The 21,337-nt window shown below is 51.8% G+C and carries 19 protein-coding genes; 4 read left to right on the top strand and 15 right to left on the bottom strand.

Annotation, left to right across the window (positions count from 1 at the left end; genetic code table 11):
• Positions 1-330 precede the first annotated feature (330 nt).
• From PBA01S_RS22810 to PBA01S_RS14710, 9 genes are all read right to left on the bottom strand, one after another.
• Positions 331-492 carry a hypothetical protein gene (locus PBA01S_RS22810; protein WP_164744167.1) on the bottom strand — a complete coding sequence of 54 codons (162 nt, stop codon included), beginning with the start codon at positions 490-492 and terminating at the stop codon, positions 331-333.
• Positions 493-518: 26 nt separating this feature from the next.
• The gene (locus PBA01S_RS14745) at positions 519-1,139 is read right to left on the bottom strand and encodes a DUF6273 domain-containing protein (protein ID WP_127576265.1); all 621 of its coding nucleotides are present in this window, start codon (positions 1,137-1,139) and stop codon (positions 519-521) included.
• Between the two features lie 225 nt (positions 1,140-1,364).
• On the bottom strand, positions 1,365-2,144 hold the full coding sequence (locus PBA01S_RS14740) for an arginase family protein (RefSeq protein WP_016313015.1): 780 nt from the start codon (positions 2,142-2,144) through the stop codon (positions 1,365-1,367).
• Between the two features lie 242 nt (positions 2,145-2,386).
• Positions 2,387-3,271, bottom strand: a complete 885-nt coding sequence (locus tag PBA01S_RS14735) for a fructosamine kinase family protein (RefSeq protein ID WP_127576264.1) — start codon at positions 3,269-3,271, stop codon at positions 2,387-2,389.
• Positions 3,272-3,509: 238 nt separating this feature from the next.
• Positions 3,510-4,961, bottom strand: a complete 1,452-nt coding sequence (gene rlmD / locus PBA01S_RS14730) for a 23S rRNA (uracil(1939)-C(5))-methyltransferase RlmD (protein ID WP_127576263.1) — start codon at positions 4,959-4,961, stop codon at positions 3,510-3,512.
• An 89-nt stretch (positions 4,962-5,050) separates the two neighbouring features.
• Entirely contained in the window at positions 5,051-5,260 is a 210-nt protein-coding gene (locus PBA01S_RS14725; RefSeq protein ID WP_016313012.1) for a CLC_0170 family protein, read from the bottom strand.
• A gap of 12 nt (positions 5,261-5,272) precedes the next feature.
• Complete coding sequence (locus PBA01S_RS14720) at positions 5,273-6,499, bottom strand: Ger(x)C family spore germination protein (protein WP_255315367.1); 1,227 nt, start codon at positions 6,497-6,499, stop codon at positions 5,273-5,275.
• Entirely contained in the window at positions 6,492-7,589 is a 1,098-nt protein-coding gene (locus PBA01S_RS14715) for a GerAB/ArcD/ProY family transporter (RefSeq protein ID WP_164744166.1), read from the bottom strand. Before PBA01S_RS14715 ends, PBA01S_RS14720 begins: the two co-directional genes overlap by 8 nt.
• Positions 7,537-9,219 (bottom strand): spore germination protein, encoded by a 1,683-nt coding sequence (locus tag PBA01S_RS14710; protein ID WP_255315366.1) that lies wholly within the window; start codon positions 9,217-9,219, stop codon positions 7,537-7,539. The genes PBA01S_RS14715 and PBA01S_RS14710 overlap by 53 nt, the downstream gene beginning before the upstream one ends.
• 185 nt (positions 9,220-9,404) lie before the next feature.
• Here PBA01S_RS14710 and recQ point away from each other — a divergent pair, with 185 nt between their 5' ends.
• Both recQ and PBA01S_RS14700 read left to right on the top strand, forming a co-directional pair.
• Positions 9,405-11,237, top strand: coding sequence for a DNA helicase RecQ (gene recQ / locus PBA01S_RS14705; protein WP_127576261.1), 1,833 nt, complete (start codon positions 9,405-9,407; stop codon positions 11,235-11,237).
• 12 nt (positions 11,238-11,249) lie between these two features.
• A complete protein-coding gene (locus PBA01S_RS14700) occupies positions 11,250-13,061 on the top strand; it encodes a B12-binding domain-containing radical SAM protein (protein ID WP_127576260.1) in 1,812 nt (603 codons plus the stop codon).
• Between the two features lie 269 nt (positions 13,062-13,330).
• Here the strand turns inward: PBA01S_RS14700 and PBA01S_RS14695 are convergent, their stop codons facing one another.
• Genes PBA01S_RS14695 through mnmL form a run of 4 tightly spaced genes read right to left on the bottom strand, consistent with a single transcriptional unit; the run spans position 13,331 to position 16,286 of the window.
• Entirely contained in the window at positions 13,331-14,278 is a 948-nt protein-coding gene (locus tag PBA01S_RS14695; RefSeq protein WP_127576259.1) for an alpha/beta hydrolase, read from the bottom strand.
• A 36-nt stretch (positions 14,279-14,314) separates the two neighbouring features.
• Complete coding sequence (locus PBA01S_RS14690; RefSeq protein ID WP_009226111.1) at positions 14,315-14,713, bottom strand: VOC family protein; 399 nt, start codon at positions 14,711-14,713, stop codon at positions 14,315-14,317.
• A 16-nt stretch (positions 14,714-14,729) separates the two neighbouring features.
• Positions 14,730-15,326: a tRNA 5-(aminomethyl)-2-thiouridylate-methyltransferase MnmM gene (gene mnmM, locus PBA01S_RS14685; RefSeq protein ID WP_028538512.1), complete on the bottom strand. Its 597-nt coding sequence runs from the start codon at positions 15,324-15,326 to the stop codon at positions 14,730-14,732.
• 6 nt (positions 15,327-15,332) lie between these two features.
• Positions 15,333-16,286, bottom strand: a complete 954-nt coding sequence (gene mnmL, locus PBA01S_RS14680) for a tRNA modification radical SAM protein MnmL/YtqA (protein WP_028538511.1) — start codon at positions 16,284-16,286, stop codon at positions 15,333-15,335.
• A 334-nt stretch (positions 16,287-16,620) separates the two neighbouring features.
• On the opposite strand from mnmL, the gene trmB reads away from it, so the two are divergent.
• Positions 16,621-17,331: a tRNA (guanosine(46)-N7)-methyltransferase TrmB gene (gene trmB, locus PBA01S_RS14675; protein ID WP_028538510.1), complete on the top strand. Its 711-nt coding sequence runs from the start codon at positions 16,621-16,623 to the stop codon at positions 17,329-17,331.
• Between the two features lie 347 nt (positions 17,332-17,678).
• On the opposite strand, the gene PBA01S_RS14670 is transcribed toward trmB, so the two are convergent.
• Complete coding sequence (locus PBA01S_RS14670; protein WP_127576258.1) at positions 17,679-18,818, bottom strand: MGDG synthase family glycosyltransferase; 1,140 nt, start codon at positions 18,816-18,818, stop codon at positions 17,679-17,681.
• Between the two features lie 50 nt (positions 18,819-18,868).
• The gene (locus PBA01S_RS14665; RefSeq protein ID WP_016312994.1) at positions 18,869-19,396 is read right to left on the bottom strand and encodes a phosphatase PAP2 family protein; all 528 of its coding nucleotides are present in this window, start codon (positions 19,394-19,396) and stop codon (positions 18,869-18,871) included.
• Between the two features lie 620 nt (positions 19,397-20,016).
• Here PBA01S_RS14665 and PBA01S_RS14660 point away from each other — a divergent pair.
• Positions 20,017-21,258 (top strand): glycosyltransferase family 2 protein, encoded by a 1,242-nt coding sequence (locus tag PBA01S_RS14660; protein ID WP_127576257.1) that lies wholly within the window; start codon positions 20,017-20,019, stop codon positions 21,256-21,258.
• The last annotated feature ends 79 nt before the right edge of the window (positions 21,259-21,337 follow it).

Genomic DNA, 21,337 nt, shown 5'->3' with positions numbered 1-21,337 from the left:
GTGTTAGCGGATGCTTCTAGGTTAATTCCTCATCATCAGAATAGCCTCCCAGTCCTCCGGGAATCCAATCCGATCCAACTCAATCCCTTCTTTATACTCAGATAGCAACGCTTCTAGTCGAGTAATAAAGTCCAACCACTTTCCTCGTTCAGGAATGAGTTCCTTTAAAACAAACAAATGCGCAAAGATCTTTCCCTGATCTATTCCAAGCTGCTTTGATTTTCGATCGAATCTTGTTTTGCTTGTTACGCTCCAACTCCTAGGACGTCTAACGCCTTACGGTCATAACATAACGCGTTGCTCCATTCGGGTTGATATAAATCCTGAAAATCAGATGCTGTTAAAATTAGGTTCTTTATAGAATTTCTTTGCCGATGGCCCCAGCATGGAGCGAACCACGACCGGATTGCTAAGCAAGTAATCATCCACTGTGCAGTTGAGATCCCTGGCCGATTGCTCCATGGCAATTCGTATAATTTCCTGATTTGTCAACTTCGTTCACCTCCCGTTCATCTAGCTTATAAACTCAGCCACAGGGCGGGACGAACCCCGCCTTTGTTATTACCTGTTGAAGGGTGAACGTTAATGCTGTTATAGCGGAAGGTGCCATTTCCCTGAATACCTACGTTGCCGTCGCCATGGATATATACGGCTCTTCGATTGTCACGCCCAGGTGAGCGAAGCCACCACCACCAGCCATGCCCATCCAGCGTTGATTTTCGCCTGTCGTTGTTTTCATCTTTCTTTTGAAACCAGTATCGTTGTTTGGCGCTGCGGTTTTCCAGGTTCTGGCGGCTGTCTCCGAAATATTTACACACGGCTTCCTCAATGCTTAGAAGAAAAATAAAATCCTGAGTATCTTCTCCACCTCTTGAACCGTACCACGAATTATCGGGGTTATTGTTCAAGACCGGAACGATTCTTAATTGCTCGGCTGGAGTGAATTTGTTGTAAAACTCACCGTTCAGATATTTTCTCAGCGAGCAGTCCGCCCAAGTCACATCACCAGCGCAATTATGATAGGAGTGTTGTTCAATGATATGTTCTGTAATCATCAAGGCCGCACCCCGCTGTAGATCAAGAATGCGCCAGAAATAGCCGCCGAAGGTCACCACCGAGCCGATATGAAACTCACTCATCTTCTTCCTCCTCGTCCGCAGAAGGTATATCTTGGCATTTACCTTTCTTTGTTATCAGATCCATTGTATAACTCAAAGGACGATTTTTCTGTATATTTCATTACTAATGGTTAACGCGCAAAAAAATAGGGATTCCTGACTTCGTCGTCTCCGGAAACCCTTTAATGTATAAATATGATTGTATGCGATCGAAGTCATGTGTAATACGCGCGCATTCGATTTATGTCAGCCAGCTAGCAAAATATCAACAATCGCCTTGTTCGCGATCTCGTTCTTCTTTAGCTGCGGCACCCGCTCGTCGCACAGAACATCGACGGGGGATAGAGGCAATTCTCCGCAAATATCCTCTCCGACGATCGGTCGAAGTCGTTTCAACTCTCGGATCACATCCAGCAATTGTCGCAATGTCATGCTCCCCTGATCCCAATTGGTGACCGCATTATCCGGATCAAGGACATCTTTGTCTACACTGATATAAACCGGTCCGTCTGGTAATACGGAGCGTATGGCCCTGACAATATCAACAGGGGACAAACGACGAACCTCTTGCTCCGAGATGACGGTGACCTTATCGGGGATGCCAGAGGCTTGGAAGAGATTTAACGTATTCGCACCGATGATGACCACGCGGTTTAGCAGTGGTAAAGTTTGCAGTGCCATACTGACCCAAGAGCCGCAAGAAATAAGCGGAACATCGTCGTTAAATGCAAGGTCGGTATGGTGATCGAACAGGATCAGCGAGAACGGATGCTGGATTTCGGACAGCAACAAATAGGTAACGTAGTGATAATTCCCGCCCCCGATCAAAGTAATGTTTTTATACTTTCGCGATTTTAACCGAAATTGAATTTGACGCAAGGATTCATCGCTGCAGTAACCTTGGCAACTGTGTAGATCGGAAAAATCGATCCACTCGCCGGGGTATCCCCGAAGCCATGGTTGTTGTTTCAAAGTTCCATCGAAGTTTAACAAGGAAATTCCGCTTGTTTTCGTTCTGCTATCCATTGTTTCACACTCCTAATTCTTTAAGCAGGGCTTAATGTACAGGAACTTCACAATGATTCTGTCAGTCTCAGCAAGAATGTTCTCTTATTAAAAATCGTTTCATTGCTACACAACGAAGCCATTGTGCGAAATTTGTTACAGTGATGCCGGGCATCAAAGCAAGAAATCTCACAAAATGGCTCCTAAAAATAGAATGGCACTTTTGATTGTTTTTCGCAAGTAGATGCACATAGGCTTAATGCTTATCCAACATAACGAACCAACACCCGGTCAACGGATGAGCCATACGATTCGCCAAACAGGATCAAGTGGACGAGTAAATAATAAAGTTGGTACAAAGGTCGCCGATCCGCATAATCGGGGGATAGCGGGTGCGCTTCTTTATATGCGGCGTAAAACAAAGAGGAAAACCCGCCGAACAATTCCGTAAACGCCATTTCGTATTCCCGGTCGCCATAGAAGACGGCCGGATCGATGAGGTAGGGTTGTCCATCCTCGCTTGCCATCCAGTTCCCATGCCAGAGATCGCCGTGAAGCAAGGACGGTTCGGTTTTGTCTGGAATCCATCGATCCAGCGATTCCGTCAGCCGCATCAGTTGTTTTTTTCGCTCGGTAGACAACCGCCCGCGTTTCTCTGCCAGCTGGATCATAGGGAAGAGGCGCCGCTCTGCATAAAATTCCCTCCACGTTTCGCACCAGCTATTCGGCTGCGGAAGCAAGCCAATATAATTATCGTTATGAAGTCCGAAGCGTCCGCCAAGGGATTGCTTACGGTGCAGCTCTGCAATACCTCTTCCGAGCGCTTCTTCTGTTGTTTGGCGGGGAAGGCCGGTCTTGATCCACTCTAATACGATCATGCCGCCGTCCCTTCCGGGGATCTCGCCAGCATAATACGCTTCAGGAACGGCCACCGCACAGGTTTCTCTGAGAAGTTGCAGCCCTTCAGCTTCACGTTCAAATACGATGCCGGGCAGATCGGTCCGGTATTTGATGAACCACTGGCGCTCCCGGGTCTCAACTGAATACGAACGGCCGATATCCCCGCCGCGTACTTCCTTAATCGAAATGATGTCTTCCTGCGGATGCAGCGGAAGAATCTGTTTCAACGTTGATTTCATCCATTCCATAAATCCCTCATCCCAACGATTAAATTTTTTGAATTGGTTTGACGTAAATCATTCTCTAAGAAGGCAAAATATCATTAATTGAAGACTACAGTTAGGCTATTTACAGTAAGGTGGACAAAACGTGGACAATGTCCACGTAATAACGAAAAGCCGGGGACGAAAATCCCCGGCCTTACAGGTAGAGCTAAAAAGAGGAGCTGTTGCCCCTCTTTTTTCATTTTCAACAGTGCGACTCAAATCAGTCATCTTTCCTCACCAATAGTGAGCAACACTCCACATGGCTCGTCTGCGGAAACATATCCACCGGCTGCACCCATTCCAGCTTGTAACCACCGTCCAGCAGCGCTTTGCAATCCTTCGCCAGGGTGGACGGATTGCAGGAGACGTAGACGAAGCGCTTCGGTTTCGTCTTCAGCACTGCTTCAAGGAAGCGGGGATCCAGCCCGGTGCGCGGCGGGTCCGCCACAATGACGTCCGGGGCGAACCCGGACTTGACCCAGCGAGGGAGCAGCTCCTCGGCGTATCCGGCATAAAACTGAGCGTTATCCCGCCCGTTGCGGGCCGCATTGGCCTTGGCGTCCTCGACAGCTTCAGGGATCGATTCGATGCCGCGGACTTCCTTCGCGTAAGGCGCTAGCCACAAGCCAATCGTGCCGGTGCCGCAGTAGGCGTCAACGACAGTTTCTTTGCCCGTCAGGCCTGCAGCCGCCCGTACCGATTCATACAGCTTGACGGTTTGCAGCGGGTTCAGCTGGAAGAAGGCGCGGGGGGATAAGGTGAATTCCAGATCACCGAGGGATTCTTCGATCCCGTCCGCTCCCCACAAGATTTCCGTGCGGTTCCCAAACACCAGCGAGGTGTTCTTGGGGTTTACGTTCATCGCAATGCTGGTTAACTCGGGAATTTCCAGCCGCAGTTCTTTGATCAGCTCACGGCGATTTGGCAGTTTGTCGTTAGCCGTCACTAGAGTCACTTGAATTTGACCGGATTGAAACCCAACGCGGACGACAATGGTACGAACCAGCCCTTGATTGCTTTTTTCCTTATATACCGGAATACCTAGACGCTGCAGCACGTTCCGGGTCTTGTCCACCACCTCGTTCACCTTCGGGTGTTGGATCGGGCAACCGGTAATATCAATCAGCTTATGGGAGTCGGCTGCATATAAGCCGACGATCATTCCTTCTTGGGACATGCCTAATTGCAGCTGCGCCTTGTTGCGGTAGCCCCAAGGGTGGTCCATGCCCAGCATCGGCTTCATCCGTACATCCTCAAGACCGGCGTAACGCGCCAACGCTTCGCGAATGATCTCTTCTTTACCGGCTAACTGCCCCTCGTAGGACAGATGCTGGATTTGGCAGCCGCCGCAGATGCCAAACACCGGGCACGGCGCATCCACCCGATGCGGGGAACGCTTCTCGATCTTTCGTATCGAAGCAGTGATATATTTAGGTTCAACGCGGGTCACCTCTGCGTGAATGACCTCACCGGGAATACCGCCTTCGACGAACACGGCTTTCCGCCGGTAATAGCCGACGCCTTCACCGTTAATCCCCAGCCGCTTGATCGTCACGACGATCCGGTCGCCCGTCCGTACCTCATCGGCCTGTTCCCGCTTGGTGATGGGCGGCTTGGGCCGCGATTGCGTTTTGTTCCCTGGGCGGTTGCCCGCATAGTTGCGATCTTTCATGAATCCTGATTCTCCATCCTATTAGGTTTGTACTAGACTCAATATACCATGGGAATCCAAGGGATACCATGACCCGATATAACGAAGGGCTACAGCAACTGCAATAGCAGAAACACCAAATAACCGGTAGCTGCCAGTGAAAGGTTGACCCATCCAAAGATTTTGGCGTATTTCTGTTCCTTTTGCTTTTGCTGAACTTTATAAACCGTCTGATCCACGAGCAGCAAGACGAGTCCGGAGAAGAGGGAGAGGGAAGCCGTATAAGAAAATACGCTAGTCATCACATGTAACTGATTCATCACAAACATCTCCTATTTTGACTTTAAGCCGGTTCGACGGATCGACACGCTGAGTTTTATGGAGATTGGGATGTTCGCATACATCTGTTCCCAATCGCTTTTTTGGTGAATGTGCTGTTTCCAGAAGCCGGGATGATGCGCCCTCACATATTCGCCAAATCCAAAAATGTCTGAGTGATCTTGTTGTGTCCGACGGCAGAAGTTATGCATCAGCTTCGTTGCACTCCGCTCTAAAGCGTCTTCAATTTTTTCGAGAGCAGCTTCCGAGTCAGCACCCTGGCCAGCATCGAAATGCTCATCAAGAACTCCTTCGAGGTGGAGATTCAGATATACATGGGGCTTTCCTTCTTCGATGCGGACATTCGTTTTGGCACGACGCTCCGTTATTTTAATCATGGTATAGCCAAGATCGGGAACTTCTAATAAGGCGGAATACCCCCCGGGATCCGTCCCCTTAATCCCCATATAGACTCCGATATCCACCGCAGAGGTGACTCCGGCCAGGCGACCGTCGCTGAAGTAAGCCATGCCTTTCAACAAAATATGTTCCTTACCTTGAACGGCGATGTAAGGGAGAAACCCGTTCTGTCCCCAGTTCGATTCCTCGATCCAAAAGGTGCCTAAGTAATTGGCTGGAAATTTCCCCATGCCGATGGCTTTTTCAACCATGGCCTGAAGATACAAGGTAGGCACGCGTTCGAGCGGAGGGGCCACCTTCATCAACTCGGCGGCTTCTGTCTCGGAGACGAGCAGCCAAGTTCGCCGGCGAACCTCTGGATTTCGGCGGAGATAATCGTTTAGTTCGTCCAGACCTCCTCGGGCAATTTCCTTACTGATGACGATCACCCGTAAATGAATGAGATAACGAGGATCGGCAATTTCCTGCTGCATATTGTTTAAAGCTTCGTCCAGACTATGCCCGTACACTTGAACGATCCATACCGGGCTTTCTCCATCGCCGCCACCTCCCATACCGCCGGTGCCGGGGCCAAGGGGAACCCGACCGGGAACGGCAATTTGGGCCGTCACTCGAATCATCTTTTTAGGTAACGGTATGTTTTTCATATGGGTGACTTGCGGTTCCTTCTCCAAGGCATCTGGAGGTGCCTCATCGATAGCCAAGCCGAGCACGAGGGCGCGTTCTTCGACTTCCACCTGATCCCAGCAGCCTGTCAAATTAAGCGTTAGTACGAAGCATAACAAAATCTGTATCCATCGCTTCTCTAGGGCGTTACCCATGAGAGTGCCCTCCCTTGCGTCGGATCACCGAAACGATCCATAGCAGCAAGGCGTAGCCTGTCAGGAACAAATAACTGGACTCATCGGCAATCCGAGAAAATCGATACAATTGAAATTGATCTTGAGGAAGCAAAGAGACCCCAAACAGGAATGGGATCAGTAACGTCGTCACGAGACGGTGGTCCTGGAACTTAATCAGTTTGCTGAAGGTGATTGAAGTGATGTAGTAGGTGGAAAACATGGTCGTGTACACGTTAATCACCCACATGATAATGAAAAGCGCATCCATCCGCTCGATGACATCCCCGCCAACAGCGATCGATCGCGCCATTTCCAGCGTAGGATATATCAGAAGAAGGGTTTCCCGAACTCCGTATATCCCAATCGTGGAAAGCACGAGCAACAGGTACAAACTGGCGCTGACCGCGATTCCCAGCATAACCGACTTCATGGCACGAGCCGGCTTCTCTGTAATTGGAAGCAGCATCGTGATGATGAAGGAGCCCAGGTACAGCGAAGCCGTAGATAGAATGGCGAGCGGCCAATTGGGAGCTTCATTCCCGAGCACGGGCAACCAATTTAAGAAATGGACCGATTTCATCGACATGAAGATGAGAAACAGGAAAGGGAAAATGACAAACGGCCAATAAAACAAATGAACATAGGCAAATTGAATGGAATTCCTCCGGCAGGATAAGGCGACAAGGATGAGCATCATCAGGATACTCATTTCGATCGGAGTTTTCCGGAAGACGACGGTGGACAACACTTCCCCAAACTGACGGAACATTAGCGCTGTTGTGATGAAGAAGCAGGCGAACACAATACAATTGGTAAAGAGGGCAGGAAGTTTTCCAATTACGGTCTGGCTGTAACTCAGTAGTGTCTGATCACTAAATCGCTGGCTAAGGCGGGTGAACACAAAAAGGCTGAAGGCGGCGCAGCAAGAGCCAACTACTGTCATCAGCGGCGCGGCATTATCGGCCGTCTGAGCGATCAATTGCGGAAAGCTTAAAACGTAAGGCCCAAAAATGGTACTACTGATCACGATGGCCAGCTGAATCGTGCTGAGTTTCTCTATTTTCTGCATCGGCTGTTTCCTCCGGTCGAAAAATCTTATTGAAATTGGCTTGGAACGTGTTGGCACCGCGCCGTGTGTCATCGATGGTGTACAGATAACTTGGGCGCTTACCCATCCACCACAAGGGAGCCCGAATGATCGTGTCCACAATCCCTGCGCGTTTCTTGGTCAGGATGGACTGCAGGTACGGAATGCCAAACGACTCCAGATACAATAAGTGATTTACGATAAAAATGCTCCCGATCATCACCCCGTACAATCCGAATAAGCCGGCTAACACGATCAGCGGAAAGCGGAGCATACGCATCGCAATGGCTGCATTATAAGCCGGAGTGGCAAAGGAGCCAATCGTTGTCAGGGCGACGATAACCACCGTAATCGGGCTCGACAGGCCAGCGGATACAGCGGCTTGTCCGATGACCAGTACGCCAACAATCGACAGCGCACCGCCAATCATTTGCGGCAACCGGATCGTGGCTTCCCTCAGCACCTCCATCGAAGCCTCCATAATCAGCACCTCCAGCATGGCGGGGAAGGGAACTCCGGCGCGCCCCCCGGCGATCGCCACCGCAAAATCGGTAGGCATCAGCTCCGGGTTATAGGAGATGACAGATACATATAGCGATGGAAAGAATACGGAGAATATCAAGGCCATCAGCCGGACAAATCGCAACATGCTGGCGATCAGGAAGCGTTCGGAATAGTCGTCAATCGTTTGAAAAAACTGGTCAAACAGTGCCGGGACGATCAAAGCAAAGGAGGAGCCTTCCACCAGAATCGCTATTCGGCCTTCCAGCAAAGCGGCAGCGGTTTTATCTGCCCGTTCCGTGTTCTGAATCTGTGGAAACGGTGAGATCGGCTGGTCTTCAATGAACTGTTCGATGTACCCGGCGTCAATGATGCCGTCGATGTCAATTTTGGACAACCGCCGCATCACCTCGCTAACCAAGTCGGGATTGGCGATTCCGCTGATGTAGCAGACCGCGGTTTTCGATTTGGAGCGGGTACCTAGATCGGCGGTTTCTACAACCAAATCGGCTGTTTGCAGCCGGTAACGGATCAGCGACAGGTTCGTCTCCAACTGCTCAATAAACCCGTCCCGTGAGCCACGGATGACCTGCTCGGTCTGAGGTTGTTCGATCGATCGCTTCTCAATACTCCGTGTATTGAAGGTCACCCCTTCGGCGTAACCGTCGATGAGCAGCACAGTATGTCCCTTCATCATCAGGTCCAGCAGGACGCTCCAATCGGAGCTTCGCTGACCGAAGTTCGCATGCACTCGCTCCCGGTACACCTGTTCAAACGGATCCAAGTTCTTTGACGAATCCTTTCCCATCTCCAGATCCAACTCATGGGAAAGGAAAGGAGACTGCATCGGGGCTACGATCCCCTCCTGAATCAACTTTTGATCCGTGATGGAGGTGAGGAAGAGCAAAGCCGCGTCTCGTTTGTCCAACCTCACCTGGCGAACAACCAGATCTGCGTAATGATTCATATGTTGATGAATCATGTTCAAGTTATTTTCCAGACTCGCCTCAAGCTGCCTTGGCTGGTTTCCTTCGAGGGAGGAATTGTTCGAGGAAGATGATGAATGAATCTTTTTCATATACGCTTCGTATTTGGATTTCCACTCCATCATAACTGCCGCCTCCGGACGAATTTCAGTAATTAGAGAGTGTTGGTCTTTTTGGTAAAGTTTATGTAGCATTAGCAGCGGTTGCCCAATTGTTCAAACCCCGGTAAACTAAAAAAGTGCATAAAGCCGGTCTGTCCCGGAACTCGGGAAGGCAACGGCCTGATGGGAAGTTAGGTGAAATCAAGCGAATGAGCACGGAAGCACTTACGATGGAACATGCGCAGCAACTGCTGCAGAAATATTACGGATACCCCGATTTCCGCGAAGGCCAGCGGAGGATCGTCGAGAGTGTATTGTCCGGTGCGGATACACTGGGCATTATGCCGACAGGCGGTGGGAAATCGATCTGTTATCAGATTCCGGCTCTAATGCTGCCGGGTCTGACGCTGGTGGTGTCCCCGTTGATCTCGTTGATGAAGGACCAGGTGGATGCGCTCACCGCGATGGGCATCTCCGCTGCCTACATCAACAGCACGCTGTCGGGCAAGGAAGTCAACGACCGCATTCGGGCAGCACGCCGCGGTGAACTGAAGTTGCTCTACGTGGCGCCGGAGCGGCTGGAGCTGGACTGGTTCCGCGAGGAAATGAGTGAGCTCGCTATCTCCTGTGTCGCCGTCGACGAAGCACACTGCGTGTCCCAGTGGGGACACGACTTCCGGACGAGCTATCTGGCGGTCTCCCCGTTTGTGGAGTCGCTGCCGCAACGGCCGATCCTGGCAGCCTTTACAGCCACAGCAACGCCGGAGGTCATGGACGACATGGTCCGTTTGCTGCGTCTAGCGAATCCGGCGGTGTTCGTCACCGGCTTGGGCCGGGACAACCTGGCGATGTCGGTGCTGCGTGGGGAGAACAAGCGCGAATTCGTCCTGAATTACGCGACGACCCATGCGCATCAGCCCGGCATCGTCTACGCCGCCACTCGCAAGGAGGTTGACGACCTGTACGATCGCCTGTGCCGTGCCGGCATCCCTGCCGGCCGCTACCATGCCGGCTTGTCCGACAAGGAGCGGGAGGAGAGCCAGGAGGCTTTTCTCTATGACGACATTCGCGTGATGGTCGCGACCAATGCCTTTGGGATGGGGATCGACAAATCGAATGTCCGGTATGTCATCCACTACAATATGCCGAAGAATATGGAGGCTTATGTTCAGGAAGCAGGCCGGGCCGGACGGGACGGCGAGCCCAGCGAATGCATCCTGCTGTTTAGTCCGCAGGACATTATGACGCAGAAATTCCTGATTGAGCAAAACCCGCAGGATGGGGAGCGCAAACGTAACGAATATCGTAAGCTGCAGCAGATGGTTGAATATTGCTACCAGACCAGCTGCTTGCGCTGGGCGATGCTGGATTATTTCGGCGAAGCTCATGACCGCACACCTTGCGGCATTTGCAGCTCCTGTCGAGACGAACGGGAGCTCGTCGACATGACGCGGGATGCGCAAATCGTCTTCTCCTGCATCCATCGGATGCGGGAGCGGTTTGGCGTCTCGCTCGTCGCTTCGGTGCTCAAGGGCTCGCAGAACAAAAAGGTGCTGCAATACGGCTTTGACCAGTTGCCTACTTACGGTATGCTGCGGACTCGTACTGAGAAGGAAATTTCTGAACTGATCAATGTGTTTATAGCGGAAGGGTATTTAGCCTTGTCTGAAGGGCAATATCCGGTCGTAAGGCTGCAACCGCTGGCGGTTGAGGTGCTGAAGAGCCGCCATCAGGTGATGCTGCGTGCGCCGGAGCCTGTGACTGCGTCCTCATCGTCGTCTAGCTCGCGGCGCCGGAAGTACGATGAAGGGCCGTCTGCTGTCAATGAGACGGTGTTTGAGCAGCTGCGTTTGATCCGCCGCGATTTGGCCGAGAAGGAGCGGGTTCCTTCCTATATTATTTTCAACGATGCGACGCTGCGCGAGATGAGTGTGGTCTGTCCGACCAGTGAAGCGGATATGCTGAGAATCAAGGGCGTCGGCGAAGTGAAGTACCGTAAATACGGAAAGCCGTTTCTGGAGTTTTTTCAAAATATGGAGTAGGGTTGTGAGCATGTGAAAGTCATATTGGCAACGCTGAACGCAAAATTTATTCATACCTCGCTGGCGATCCGGCTGCTCAAAGCCTACAGCGGCAACGAGTTTGACATTGATCTGGCCGAATATACGATCAAGGACCCGGTGATGAACATCGTATCGGATCTGTTTAAGCGGAAGCCGGATGTCATCGGATTCTCTTGTTATATCTGGAATATCGAAGAGACGATTCGAGTGGTGGCCTTGCTGAAGAAAGTGCTGCCGGAAGTGAAGGTTGTACTGGGCGGCCCCGAGGTCAGCTACGATACGAAATACTGGATGGAGCGGATCCCGGAGGTGGATTTTATCGTCATGGGGGACGGAGAGGAAACGTTCCACCATTTGCTGCAGGAGCTGTCCGGGGAGCAGAAGTTCCACTTCGTGTTTGGCGCAGCTTACCGCAAAGGGGAAGAGGTTGTGCTAAATCCGCCTCGGCCCAAATCCGATCTGAACACGCTGCCGTCGCCGCATCGTTTTCCCGAGGATATTCCGAATCTCGGCAAACGGATCGTCTATTTCGAGACCAGCCGCGGTTGTCCGTTCAGCTGCCAGTTTTGCCTCTCAAGTATTGAGGTGGGCGTGCGGTACTACGATATCGAACGGGTGAAGTCTGACATTCTGTACCTGATCGAGAACGGCGCGAAGATCATTAAATTTCTGGACCGTACGTTTAACATTAACCGTAATTACGCGATGGAAATGTTCGAATTTCTGATCAACAACCATCAAGGTTGTGTCTTCCAGTTCGAAATTACGGCGGACATCATGCGGCCAGAGGTGCTGGACTATTTGGCGGAGAACGCGCCGCCAGGAATCTTCCGCTTCGAGATTGGCGTGCAGTCCACAAACGATCCAACTAATGAACTGGTGAAACGCCGCCAGAACTTTACGAAGCTGACTCGGACCGTCACCAAAATCAAGGAAAGCGGCAAAATCGCCCAGCATCTGGATTTGATCGCCGGACTGCCGGAAGAGGATTATGCCACGTTCCGCAAAACGTTTAATGACGTGTTCGCGTTGCGCCCCGAGGAGCTGCAGCTTGGCTTCCTGAAGATGCTGCGCGGAACCGGGCTGCGGAACGACGCGGAGAAATACAACTACGTGTTCATGGATCATGCGCCTTATGAAATCCTGAGCAATAACGTGCTGCCGTTTGAGGACGTCATTCGGTTGAAGCGGCTGGAGGACGTGCTGGAGAAGTATTGGAATGCGCATCGCATGGATCACACCGTGGAGTATCTGGTGACTCACGAGTTCGATTCGCCGTTTGACTTCTTCCAAGAGTTTGGCGACTATTGGGAAGAACAAGGGTGGCAGCGGATCGGCCATCAGTTAGAGGACCTGTTCACTCGGCTTCATGCGTTCCTTAGCGGCCGTACGTTGAAAGAGCCGGAGGTTGTGCTGGGGTTGATGAAGCTCGACTATCTGCTTGGACACAAATATAAGCCGCGGAAAATCTGGTGGGAAGACCGGGTAGACAAAGACCGGCGCAGCGCGTATTTCCGGGCGCTGGCTGAACAGCCGTCCGCCTTGTCGGAGCAATTTGCGGCATACGGCCTGGACGAACGCGAGCTGCAGAAGTATGCTTGCCTCGAAGAATTGCCGTTTGCGCTGGGTGATGTGTTGCCAGCGGAAGGAGCGGAATCACCTGCGGCATCAGCAAGCGCAGGCGATGCGTCGCAAGGGACGCTGCTCGTTGTTGTGTACCAGCAAGAAGCGGACGAGCGTCCGGTGTATTTTTACGCCAATTTAAGCGCTTGGTCCCCGGAGCATCGCACCCTGCTCAAGTGAGGAGCTGACTTTAAGGATGTTTACGATCCTGATCGTCGAGGATGATGCCAAAATGGAGGAAGGCTCCTGTTAGTAGACATCACCGTCCCGGTGCTGACCGCCTCTGGTGCCTTCTTGGCGGCACAACTGCTCTATTTTGCGATTGTGCGTTCACGTTATGTCGTACAGTTAAAGCGCGTGATGGTCTAAGTCCATTACGAAAAAGGCGAGCCTGCTAACCAGCCCCTTCTTCTGAAAGTGCCGATTCCGCAGGCTCGCTTCATTTATTACTAGGCATCCGCTGATACGGGCGGCATATGCCTTTCGATCCAATTCAACAGATGCGACATTACTTCGTCGCGGTTGATTTCATTCAGCATTTCATGACGGCCGCCGGGATACAGCCGCACCTCAACGTCTTCGAGGCCCAGCTGATGGTACAGTCCGGCGAGACGTCGGACACCAGCGCCGTTGAGGCCGACCGGATCGAGATCGCCGCCGAAGATATAAACCGGCTTATCCTTCGGGATGGAACGCATCTTCTCCGGGCGATGAATCTCCTGCAGCAGGCCAAAGAATCCGTAAAAGAAGCCGGCACTGCACAAGAAGCCGCAGTGCGGGTCAGCGATGTATTTGTCCACCTCGGCCTCGTCCCGGGAAAGCCAGTCAAAGGGCGTCCGCGCCGGGAGGAAGTTACGGTTAAAGCTCCCGAAGGTCACGGCGTTCATCAGCAGGCTGGGATGCATCTCGCCTTGCAGCAGGCTTTGCAGGCGTGCGAGGCTTCGTCCCAAGCCCAGCAGTCCCCGGGGGCCATTTGTTCCTGAGAGAATAAATCCGGTGTAAGGCTCCGGGGCTAGGTACATAACCTTCTGCGTTAGAAAGGAGCCCATGCTATGGCCGAGCAGAAACAAGGGGAGTTCGGGATGCTCCTGACGGATGATCTTCGTAAGCTGGATCATATCTTCTGCCATGCCGGTAAACCCCTGTTTGCCCGGCCAGCCTAATTCCTCGGGACTTCCAGCCGTGCGCCCGTGCCCGCGGTGATCGTTCGCGTAGACAACAAAGCCGTGGGCAGTCAGCAATCGGGCCAGGCGCTCATAGCGCTTGGCCGTTTCTGCCATTCCATGGGCGATTTGCAACACCCCGCGCGGCGGAGCAGCGGTATCTTTGGCGGTCCAGCGATACACGAAGACGCCGTGACCTGTGTCATTGTCGAACGTAAACGTATGCTCTTTCAAGCGCAGCCCTTCTTTCCATGAATTTATGGGAAGACCTCAAGCGAGAAACGCAGGCTGGAAAAATTCGATCCGTTCGCCGTCCGGTCCGTTAAAGAAGAAGAAACGACTGCCGTTTGGCAGACTGCGGATTTCCGGATCAAGGCCGGACAAGCCTAATTTGGAAATCCGGCTATATTCCTCTTCGATATCACTAGCGGTAAAGGCGATATGATGTACTTTGCCCTCATTTGGCAGCTCTTCTCCTTCAGGGAGATTAATCAACTCGACCTCAACGGATTCCTGACCCGGGAAGGTGAGGAAAGCCAGGCGCAGCGGATCTCCCACCTCACCGATCGTAGATAACAGCTTCATGCCGATGACCCGTTCATAAAACTCGATGGAATCCTCCAGCGCCGAGACGCGAATTCCGACATGCTCGATTTTGCGAATGCCCATACCGATGACCCCCAGTTTAAATGGAATTGGTTGATTTCTTCTCAATAGCGATCAAATACGGAGCAGCCGGCCTTTGCGGCTGCCGGTACAGGATCGCTTGCCCGGCAGAGGCGGGCAGTGCGGCCGCCCAGGCTTCTACCGCCGCCGCTTCGGCGTCGCCGCCGGGATGGCCGGGGTAGAGGACAGCCGTCAAGATCCCGCGAGGCCGCAGCAGGCCCAGTGCGGCCGCCAAGGCGGGCAGCGTGCTGTCCGGCTGTGTGATCAGCGCCGGGTCGGCGCCCTCGGCTGGTAAATAGCCGAGGTTGAACATCACGGCGCCGAGCCGCCCGTGCACGTCCGTTGGCAGCACGGCCGCCATGTCCGCGTGGCTCGCCTGGAGCAGGGTAACGTCGGCGAGGGTATCCGCTGACTCCTTGTCCAGTCGAGCCTGCGTGAGCGCCAGCGCCTGCGGCTGGATATCGAAGGCGAACACTCGCCCCTTCGGACCGCAGGCCTTGGCCAGAAACAGCGTGTCCGCGCCGGTCCCCGCAGTGGCATCGACGGCCGCGTCGCCAAGCCTCAGCCGTTCACCGGCGAGTTTATGCGCGAAGCTTAATACAGAGAGGAAGCCCATACGTTCTCAACGTCCTCTCCAGTATTTGCCCTGCCAGGAATCGCGGCGCTTCAGCTCCGCGTCGATGGCATTAAGCACTTCCCATTTTTTGAGGCTCCACATCGGTCCGATCAGCAGGTCGCGCGGCGCGTCGCCGGTCAGCCGATGCACGATCATCTCTGGAGGCAGAAATTCCAGCGTGTCCACGATCAGTTTGACGTATTCGTCCTGTTCCAGGAAACGCAGCAACCCTGCCTCGTACTGCTTCACCATCGGCGTCTTGCGCATCAGATGGAGCAGGTGGATCTTGATGCCCTGCACATCCATGTTGGCTACAGCGCGGCCGGTCTCCAGCATCATTTCATGCGTTTCCTGCGGCAGGCCGTAAATAATATGCGTGCACACCCGGATGCCGCGTGCGCGCAGCTTCTCTACCGCATCGAGGTAGCATTGCGTATCGTGCGCCCGGTTGATCAGCGTGGACGTCGACTCATGGATCGTTTGCAATCCCATTTCAACCCAGAGGTAGGTACGCTCATTGAGCTCACCCAAATAATCCACGACATCGTCTGGCAGGCAATCCGGTCTCGTGGCGATAGATAACCCGACGACGCCCGGCTGCTCCAGGATCGCCTCGTAATATTCACGAAGCACCTCCACCGGCGCATAAGTATTCGTATAAGCCTGAAAATATCCAATATATTTCGCATGCGGCCACTTCAGATGCTGCCGGTCGCGGATCGTGGCAAATTGCGTCACCAGATCGTCCCGGCGGCTTCCGGCAAAATCGCCCGATCCCCGGGCGCTGCAGAACGTGCAACCGCCCTTGGCAATCGTGCCATCGCGGTTGGGGCAAGTGAATCCGGCATCCAGCATCACTTTAAAAACCTTGTCCCCAAACTCTTGGCGCATCTCGAAATTCCAGGTATGAAATCTTTTGTCTCCCCACAAAGCAGGGGTGTCCGTCATCAGTGTACTCATTGCGGCTCCTTCATTTTGTCACAAAAAATTTTTTGCATATTTATACAACGGCGAAAGCCCCGTCCGTACGCCGCTTCCACTGGATTTATTGTATCAAATTTCACGCGAAAAGGGGAATGCTGCTTGCCTGTTTCCTTGCGGCAGAGTAGTGAAATATGTTATTTTGAGAATATCAATTTCGTTGGACCCCAATTCCAAAATATATCGAAAAGGGAATCACTCGTCTCGTCTCCCCGGCGAACGGTTGGTTCCTTTTTCATTGCATGCTTTACATTTGCAACAAACTTCGGCACAATATTGCAAGGAATGGATACCAAGAAAGCGGAGGAATAACATGCGTTTACGCGGCAGAAAAGGAATACGGGAGCATTTGGAACAGCAGCAGGATCTGGTTGTGCTGAATCCCCGGGAATATAAAGGACGTTGGGCGGAGGTGTTCGGCAACGGCCGTCCGATCCACATCGAGCTAGGCATGGGCAAGGGGCAGTTTATTAGCGGCATGAGTGTAAAATATCCGGACGTAAACTTCATCGGCATGGACATGTATGATGAGTTGATTCGCCGGGCGAGCGAGAAGGTTCGCGCGAAATGGGACGAACAGGGTGGACTGCAGCCGAAAACCGTTCGTCTGGCGCTGGGTAACATTGAAATGATCGAGGACTTTTTTGCACCGGGGGAAGTGGAGCGCATTTATTTGAATTTCAGCGATCCGTGGCCGAAGAAGAAGCATTGGCGCCGGCGCTTGACGCACCCGCGGTTTTTGGAGAAATATCGTCAGCTCCTGAACGAAAATGGCGAGATTCACTTCAAGACCGACTCCCGCGTACTGTTTGAATTTTCGCTGAATGCCTTTGCCGCGGTTGGACTGCAGATGAGCGACATTTCGCTGAGCCTGCATGAAGGCGGGATTAATGAAGCTCATGTCATGACCGAATACGAAAGCAAATTTGTGGGACAAGGCATGCCGATCTACCGCTGCGAGGTGATGGTTGGCGAAGCGGCCTTGCAGCGTTATCATGAGCGGAAGATGGATATGTTTAAATAACCGTTGCTTATGAAGTTCAAAAACAGCCAGCTCGAATCGAGAGTTGGCTGTTTTTTTAGATGGATAGACGTTTCTTTACGGCTTGACCAGTACGCTAATCTCCAAGGAAGCGGGTGACCCGTCATCCGTATCAAATTTAAGGGACCATTTCCCTTCTAACTGGGGACCAAAGGCATGATCAGAAATAAAAGCACTGCCAGGGGGGGATAGTAGTCTTTATCCAAACCCATCCGGTGGGGGAAATGAGTTGAACGAGTTAATATTAACACACAAGGAAAAATAAGTAAAAACAAAAAATCAAAAAGAAACCTAGGGGGATCTTGTTGTCGAGCCACCTAGGTTTCGGTTTATTTTCGGATGAAATTCGTATTCCCAAGTAAATCAATGATAGCTTGAGCACTTTGCATCGGCCGGAATTTGGCGATATGGTTCAAGACCTCTTCCCGTTTCCGCACGACTTCGTCGTATTGCTCGGTCAACCGTTTGATCCAATCGGTAATATCGTCCAGCGATTTCATCGGGGTTCCCCAACCTTGCTGGGCAAAATAATGCGAATTTTCCTCCTCCTGGCCGGGAAGCGGCTGGTGGAACAGCATCGGGATGCCTTTGGCCAGCCCCTCCGAGCAGGTCATGCCGCCCGGCTTGGTGATCAGCAAATCGGACACTTCCATCAGCTTGTCAATTTCCTTCGTGAACCCGAGCAGATGGATGTTGGGATGAATGAATCGGGGATCCTTTTGCATTTTCTCCAACGACTTCTCGTTGCTGCCCAGACAGAAAATGACTTGAATTTTCTCGCGATAAGAGGCGAGCAGGGCATTGACCGCCTCGTCCTTCATGAAGCCCCAACCTCCGCCCATGACCAGTACGGTAGGCATATCCTTCAGATGGAATTGCAGGCGGATATCTTCCTTCCGATGGCGCTCCCAGAAATTCGGATGGATCGGGATGCCGGTAATCAGGATTTTGCTTTTGTCTACGCCCCGTTCCATCAGTTTCTTCTGCACCTGGTCGGTGGACACGAGATAACAATTCACTTCCCGGCTCACCCAAGCTCCGTGCACATCATAATCGGTAATGACGGTACAGAGCGGCACGTCCAACATACCCAGCCGTTTCAGGCGGGAAATCACCGCGCTGGGGATCGGATGGGTGCAGACGATCACGTCGGGATGAAGCTGACGGATAATTTGAATTGTACGCGTATAAAAAATCCGATGAAGAGCCATCGTCGTCAATCGGTTTAAAGATTTCTTGTAGTTGCTGCGATACATCATACGGACAAGCCGAGGCTGCGAGGACACCGTTTTCTTGTAAGCGGTGATGATGATCGGCGCCACCCTAGGGTTCAAAAAACTGCCCAGCTCTAGGACTTTCGTCTGTATGTTTGGCGCAATCTTTCGTAAACTGCTGGAGAGCGCGTAGGCCGCTTGCGTGTGACCGGCTCCAAACCCCTCGGATAAAAGTAAGACTCTCTGTTTTTGCACTGGTTTCACCTTATTCCTGCAAGGTTTTCCTATTGTCTACAATATCCCCTTTAAGCCCATAATGCAACCGTTCCAAGCGCTACTGAGGAGCCGATGACCGCTCCGGCAAGAGTGTCTGAAGGGTAATGCAGGCCTAAATAAATACGCGAAACTGCCACGATCAACGCGATGGGGAGCAGCACCAGAATCAAGCTTGGAACCGCGGCCATAAACGGAACCGTAATGGAAAAAATGGCCGTCGTATGCCCGGACGGAAACGAGTGGTCCGTCAGCGGATTCCGGAACGTATTGGTTCCCGGCAGCGTTAAGTAGGGCCGAAGACGCGGGTAGGTTTTTTTGACGAGTGCGACGGGAAGATGACTGATCGCGAGCGCGACGCAGGATTGCAAGCCGATTTTGCTCCATGGCTGCGGAGCCGCAAGCCAGATGAACAAGGACGAAAGGATGGTGAACCAAGCTCCCCCTAAATGAGTTAAATGATACAGCCAAAAATTCAGAAAACTGCGGTGCAGGCGGCCGTTGATTCCTACAAAGAGCTGTCGGTCGAGTTGTTGAAGCTTATGGAATAAACGAGTCATAATATCCCTCCGCATGATGGTTGGCCGCGTTCTAGCCCTCGGAAACTGCCTGTCCCGTGGCTGCTCTTTTCAAATAGCATGGCATTTTGAAGTTAGACTTATCATATTTTTAATCCATGGCCTTTTCAAGGACGTTTTTTTGCGCTGTAGCCGTGCTCTTTTTTTGACATTTCGTTCTTCGCACTTTTACAATGATTCAAATCATAACAGATCTGTTTAAAAAAAGGGTGCAGATTTGTTAACTTTTTGCCAAGCAAGTTCGTTTATGTAAATGTAACGCCAATAAGTTGTCCAGCCGTGCAATAAAAAAAATAAAAAAAGAAATAAAAATTGCCAAAAGTGATGAAAATAGGATGTAACCGTACCTGAAAGCAGGTTGCGGGGGCCCCTGTATGCCAAAATCCACCAGTCTTCCAGTTTTTTGCGCAGCATGGGGGCTACAGTTACTTTGACAAACGACGTCAAGTTGTGGAAAATCGTATTTGGTTTGAAAAAAGAGCCGGCGACAAATTCAAAGAAAGATCTAGAAAGAAAGAGCAAGACAAGAAAGAAAGGGTCATTACAATCAAAAGCTCCGAAAGATAAAAAAAGACATCGGGGTAAAAAGGGGGCAAGAAATCATGTTGGATGTCATCTTGATTTCACTGCAGGTCGTCCTGGCAGTGGTTGGGGTGTATCAATTTGGTTTGGCTTTATTTGGCATGTACAGAAAGAAGAACAAAGTGCAATACGAACCGAACAAATCCTTTGCGGTGCTGGTCGCAGCGCATAACGAGGAAAAAGTCGTTGGGGCTTTGATGGAGAATTTGAAGCAGCTCAACTATCCGAAAGAATTATACGACGTGTTTGTCATTTGTGATAACTGCAGCGATAATACCGCAAATATCGTTCGCAGCCACGGGATGAACGCTTGCGTTCGGACCAACCCGAACTTGCGAGGGAAAGGTTATGCGATCGAATGGATGCTGAAACAGCTGTGGAAGATGCCGCGTCAATACGACGCCGTTGTGATGTTCGATGCCGACAATTTGGTGCATCCGGATTTCCTGCGGGAAATGAACAACGATCTATGCGCCGGCGCGCGGGTCATCCAAGGCTATATCGATACGAAGAATCCGGAGGATTCCTGGATTACCGCTTCTTACGGGATTTCGTACTGGTATTGTAACCGCCTGTGGCAGTTGTCCCGGACGAACCTGAAGATGGCGAACTTCCTTGGCGGCACAGGAATGTGCTTTGAAACCGAGCTGTTGAAAGAAATCGGCTGGGGCGCTACAAGCTTGGTAGAAGACCTTGAATTTACGATGCGTTGCGTTGAACGCGGAGTGTATCCGGTGTTTAACTACGACGCGAAGCTGTTCGATGAGAAGCCATTGACGTTCAAAGCGTCGGCACGCCAACGTCTGCGTTGGATGCAAGGTCACTTCACTGTCGCTCGCCGCTATTTCTTCCCGCTGTTGTGGAAGAGTATCAAGGAGCGGAACATGGTGAAGCTGGACATGGCGCTTTACGGGGCCAACGTGTACATCGTGTTATTGACGTTCCTGCTTACGGCGTTTATTTGGGTTGACCAATCGTTAATGCAAGAACCGCATGTTAAAACGTTGTATGGCTACCTGCCGATGTGGGTGTCGTATGTGGCGATTGTCGCGAACGTGTTTATTTTCTTGATGGCGATGTTCCTGGAGAAGGTTAAATCGAAGAAGGTCTACGCTTACTTGGTTCTGTTCCCGATTTACCTGATTTCCTGGTGGCCAATCACGTTCTATGCGTTCTTCACCCAGAACAACAAGCAATGGAGCCATACGCAGCATACGCGGGTGGTTCGCCTCGAAGAAGTCCAAAGCAACAAGGTGAGTTAATTTGCGAACGGATCCGTGTCAACTCATATAAAAATGTTACCGAAGGATAATGGTTCACTCACGTAATTTTGTTACCCAG

The sequence above is a fragment of the Paenibacillus barengoltzii NBRC 101215 genome, from assembly GCF_004000745.1.
Taxonomy (GTDB): Bacteria; Bacillota; Bacilli; order Paenibacillales; family Paenibacillaceae; genus Fontibacillus; species Fontibacillus barengoltzii.
The sequence above is the reverse complement of the archived record's forward strand: the minus strand, read 5'-3'. Positions and strand labels throughout refer to the sequence as shown.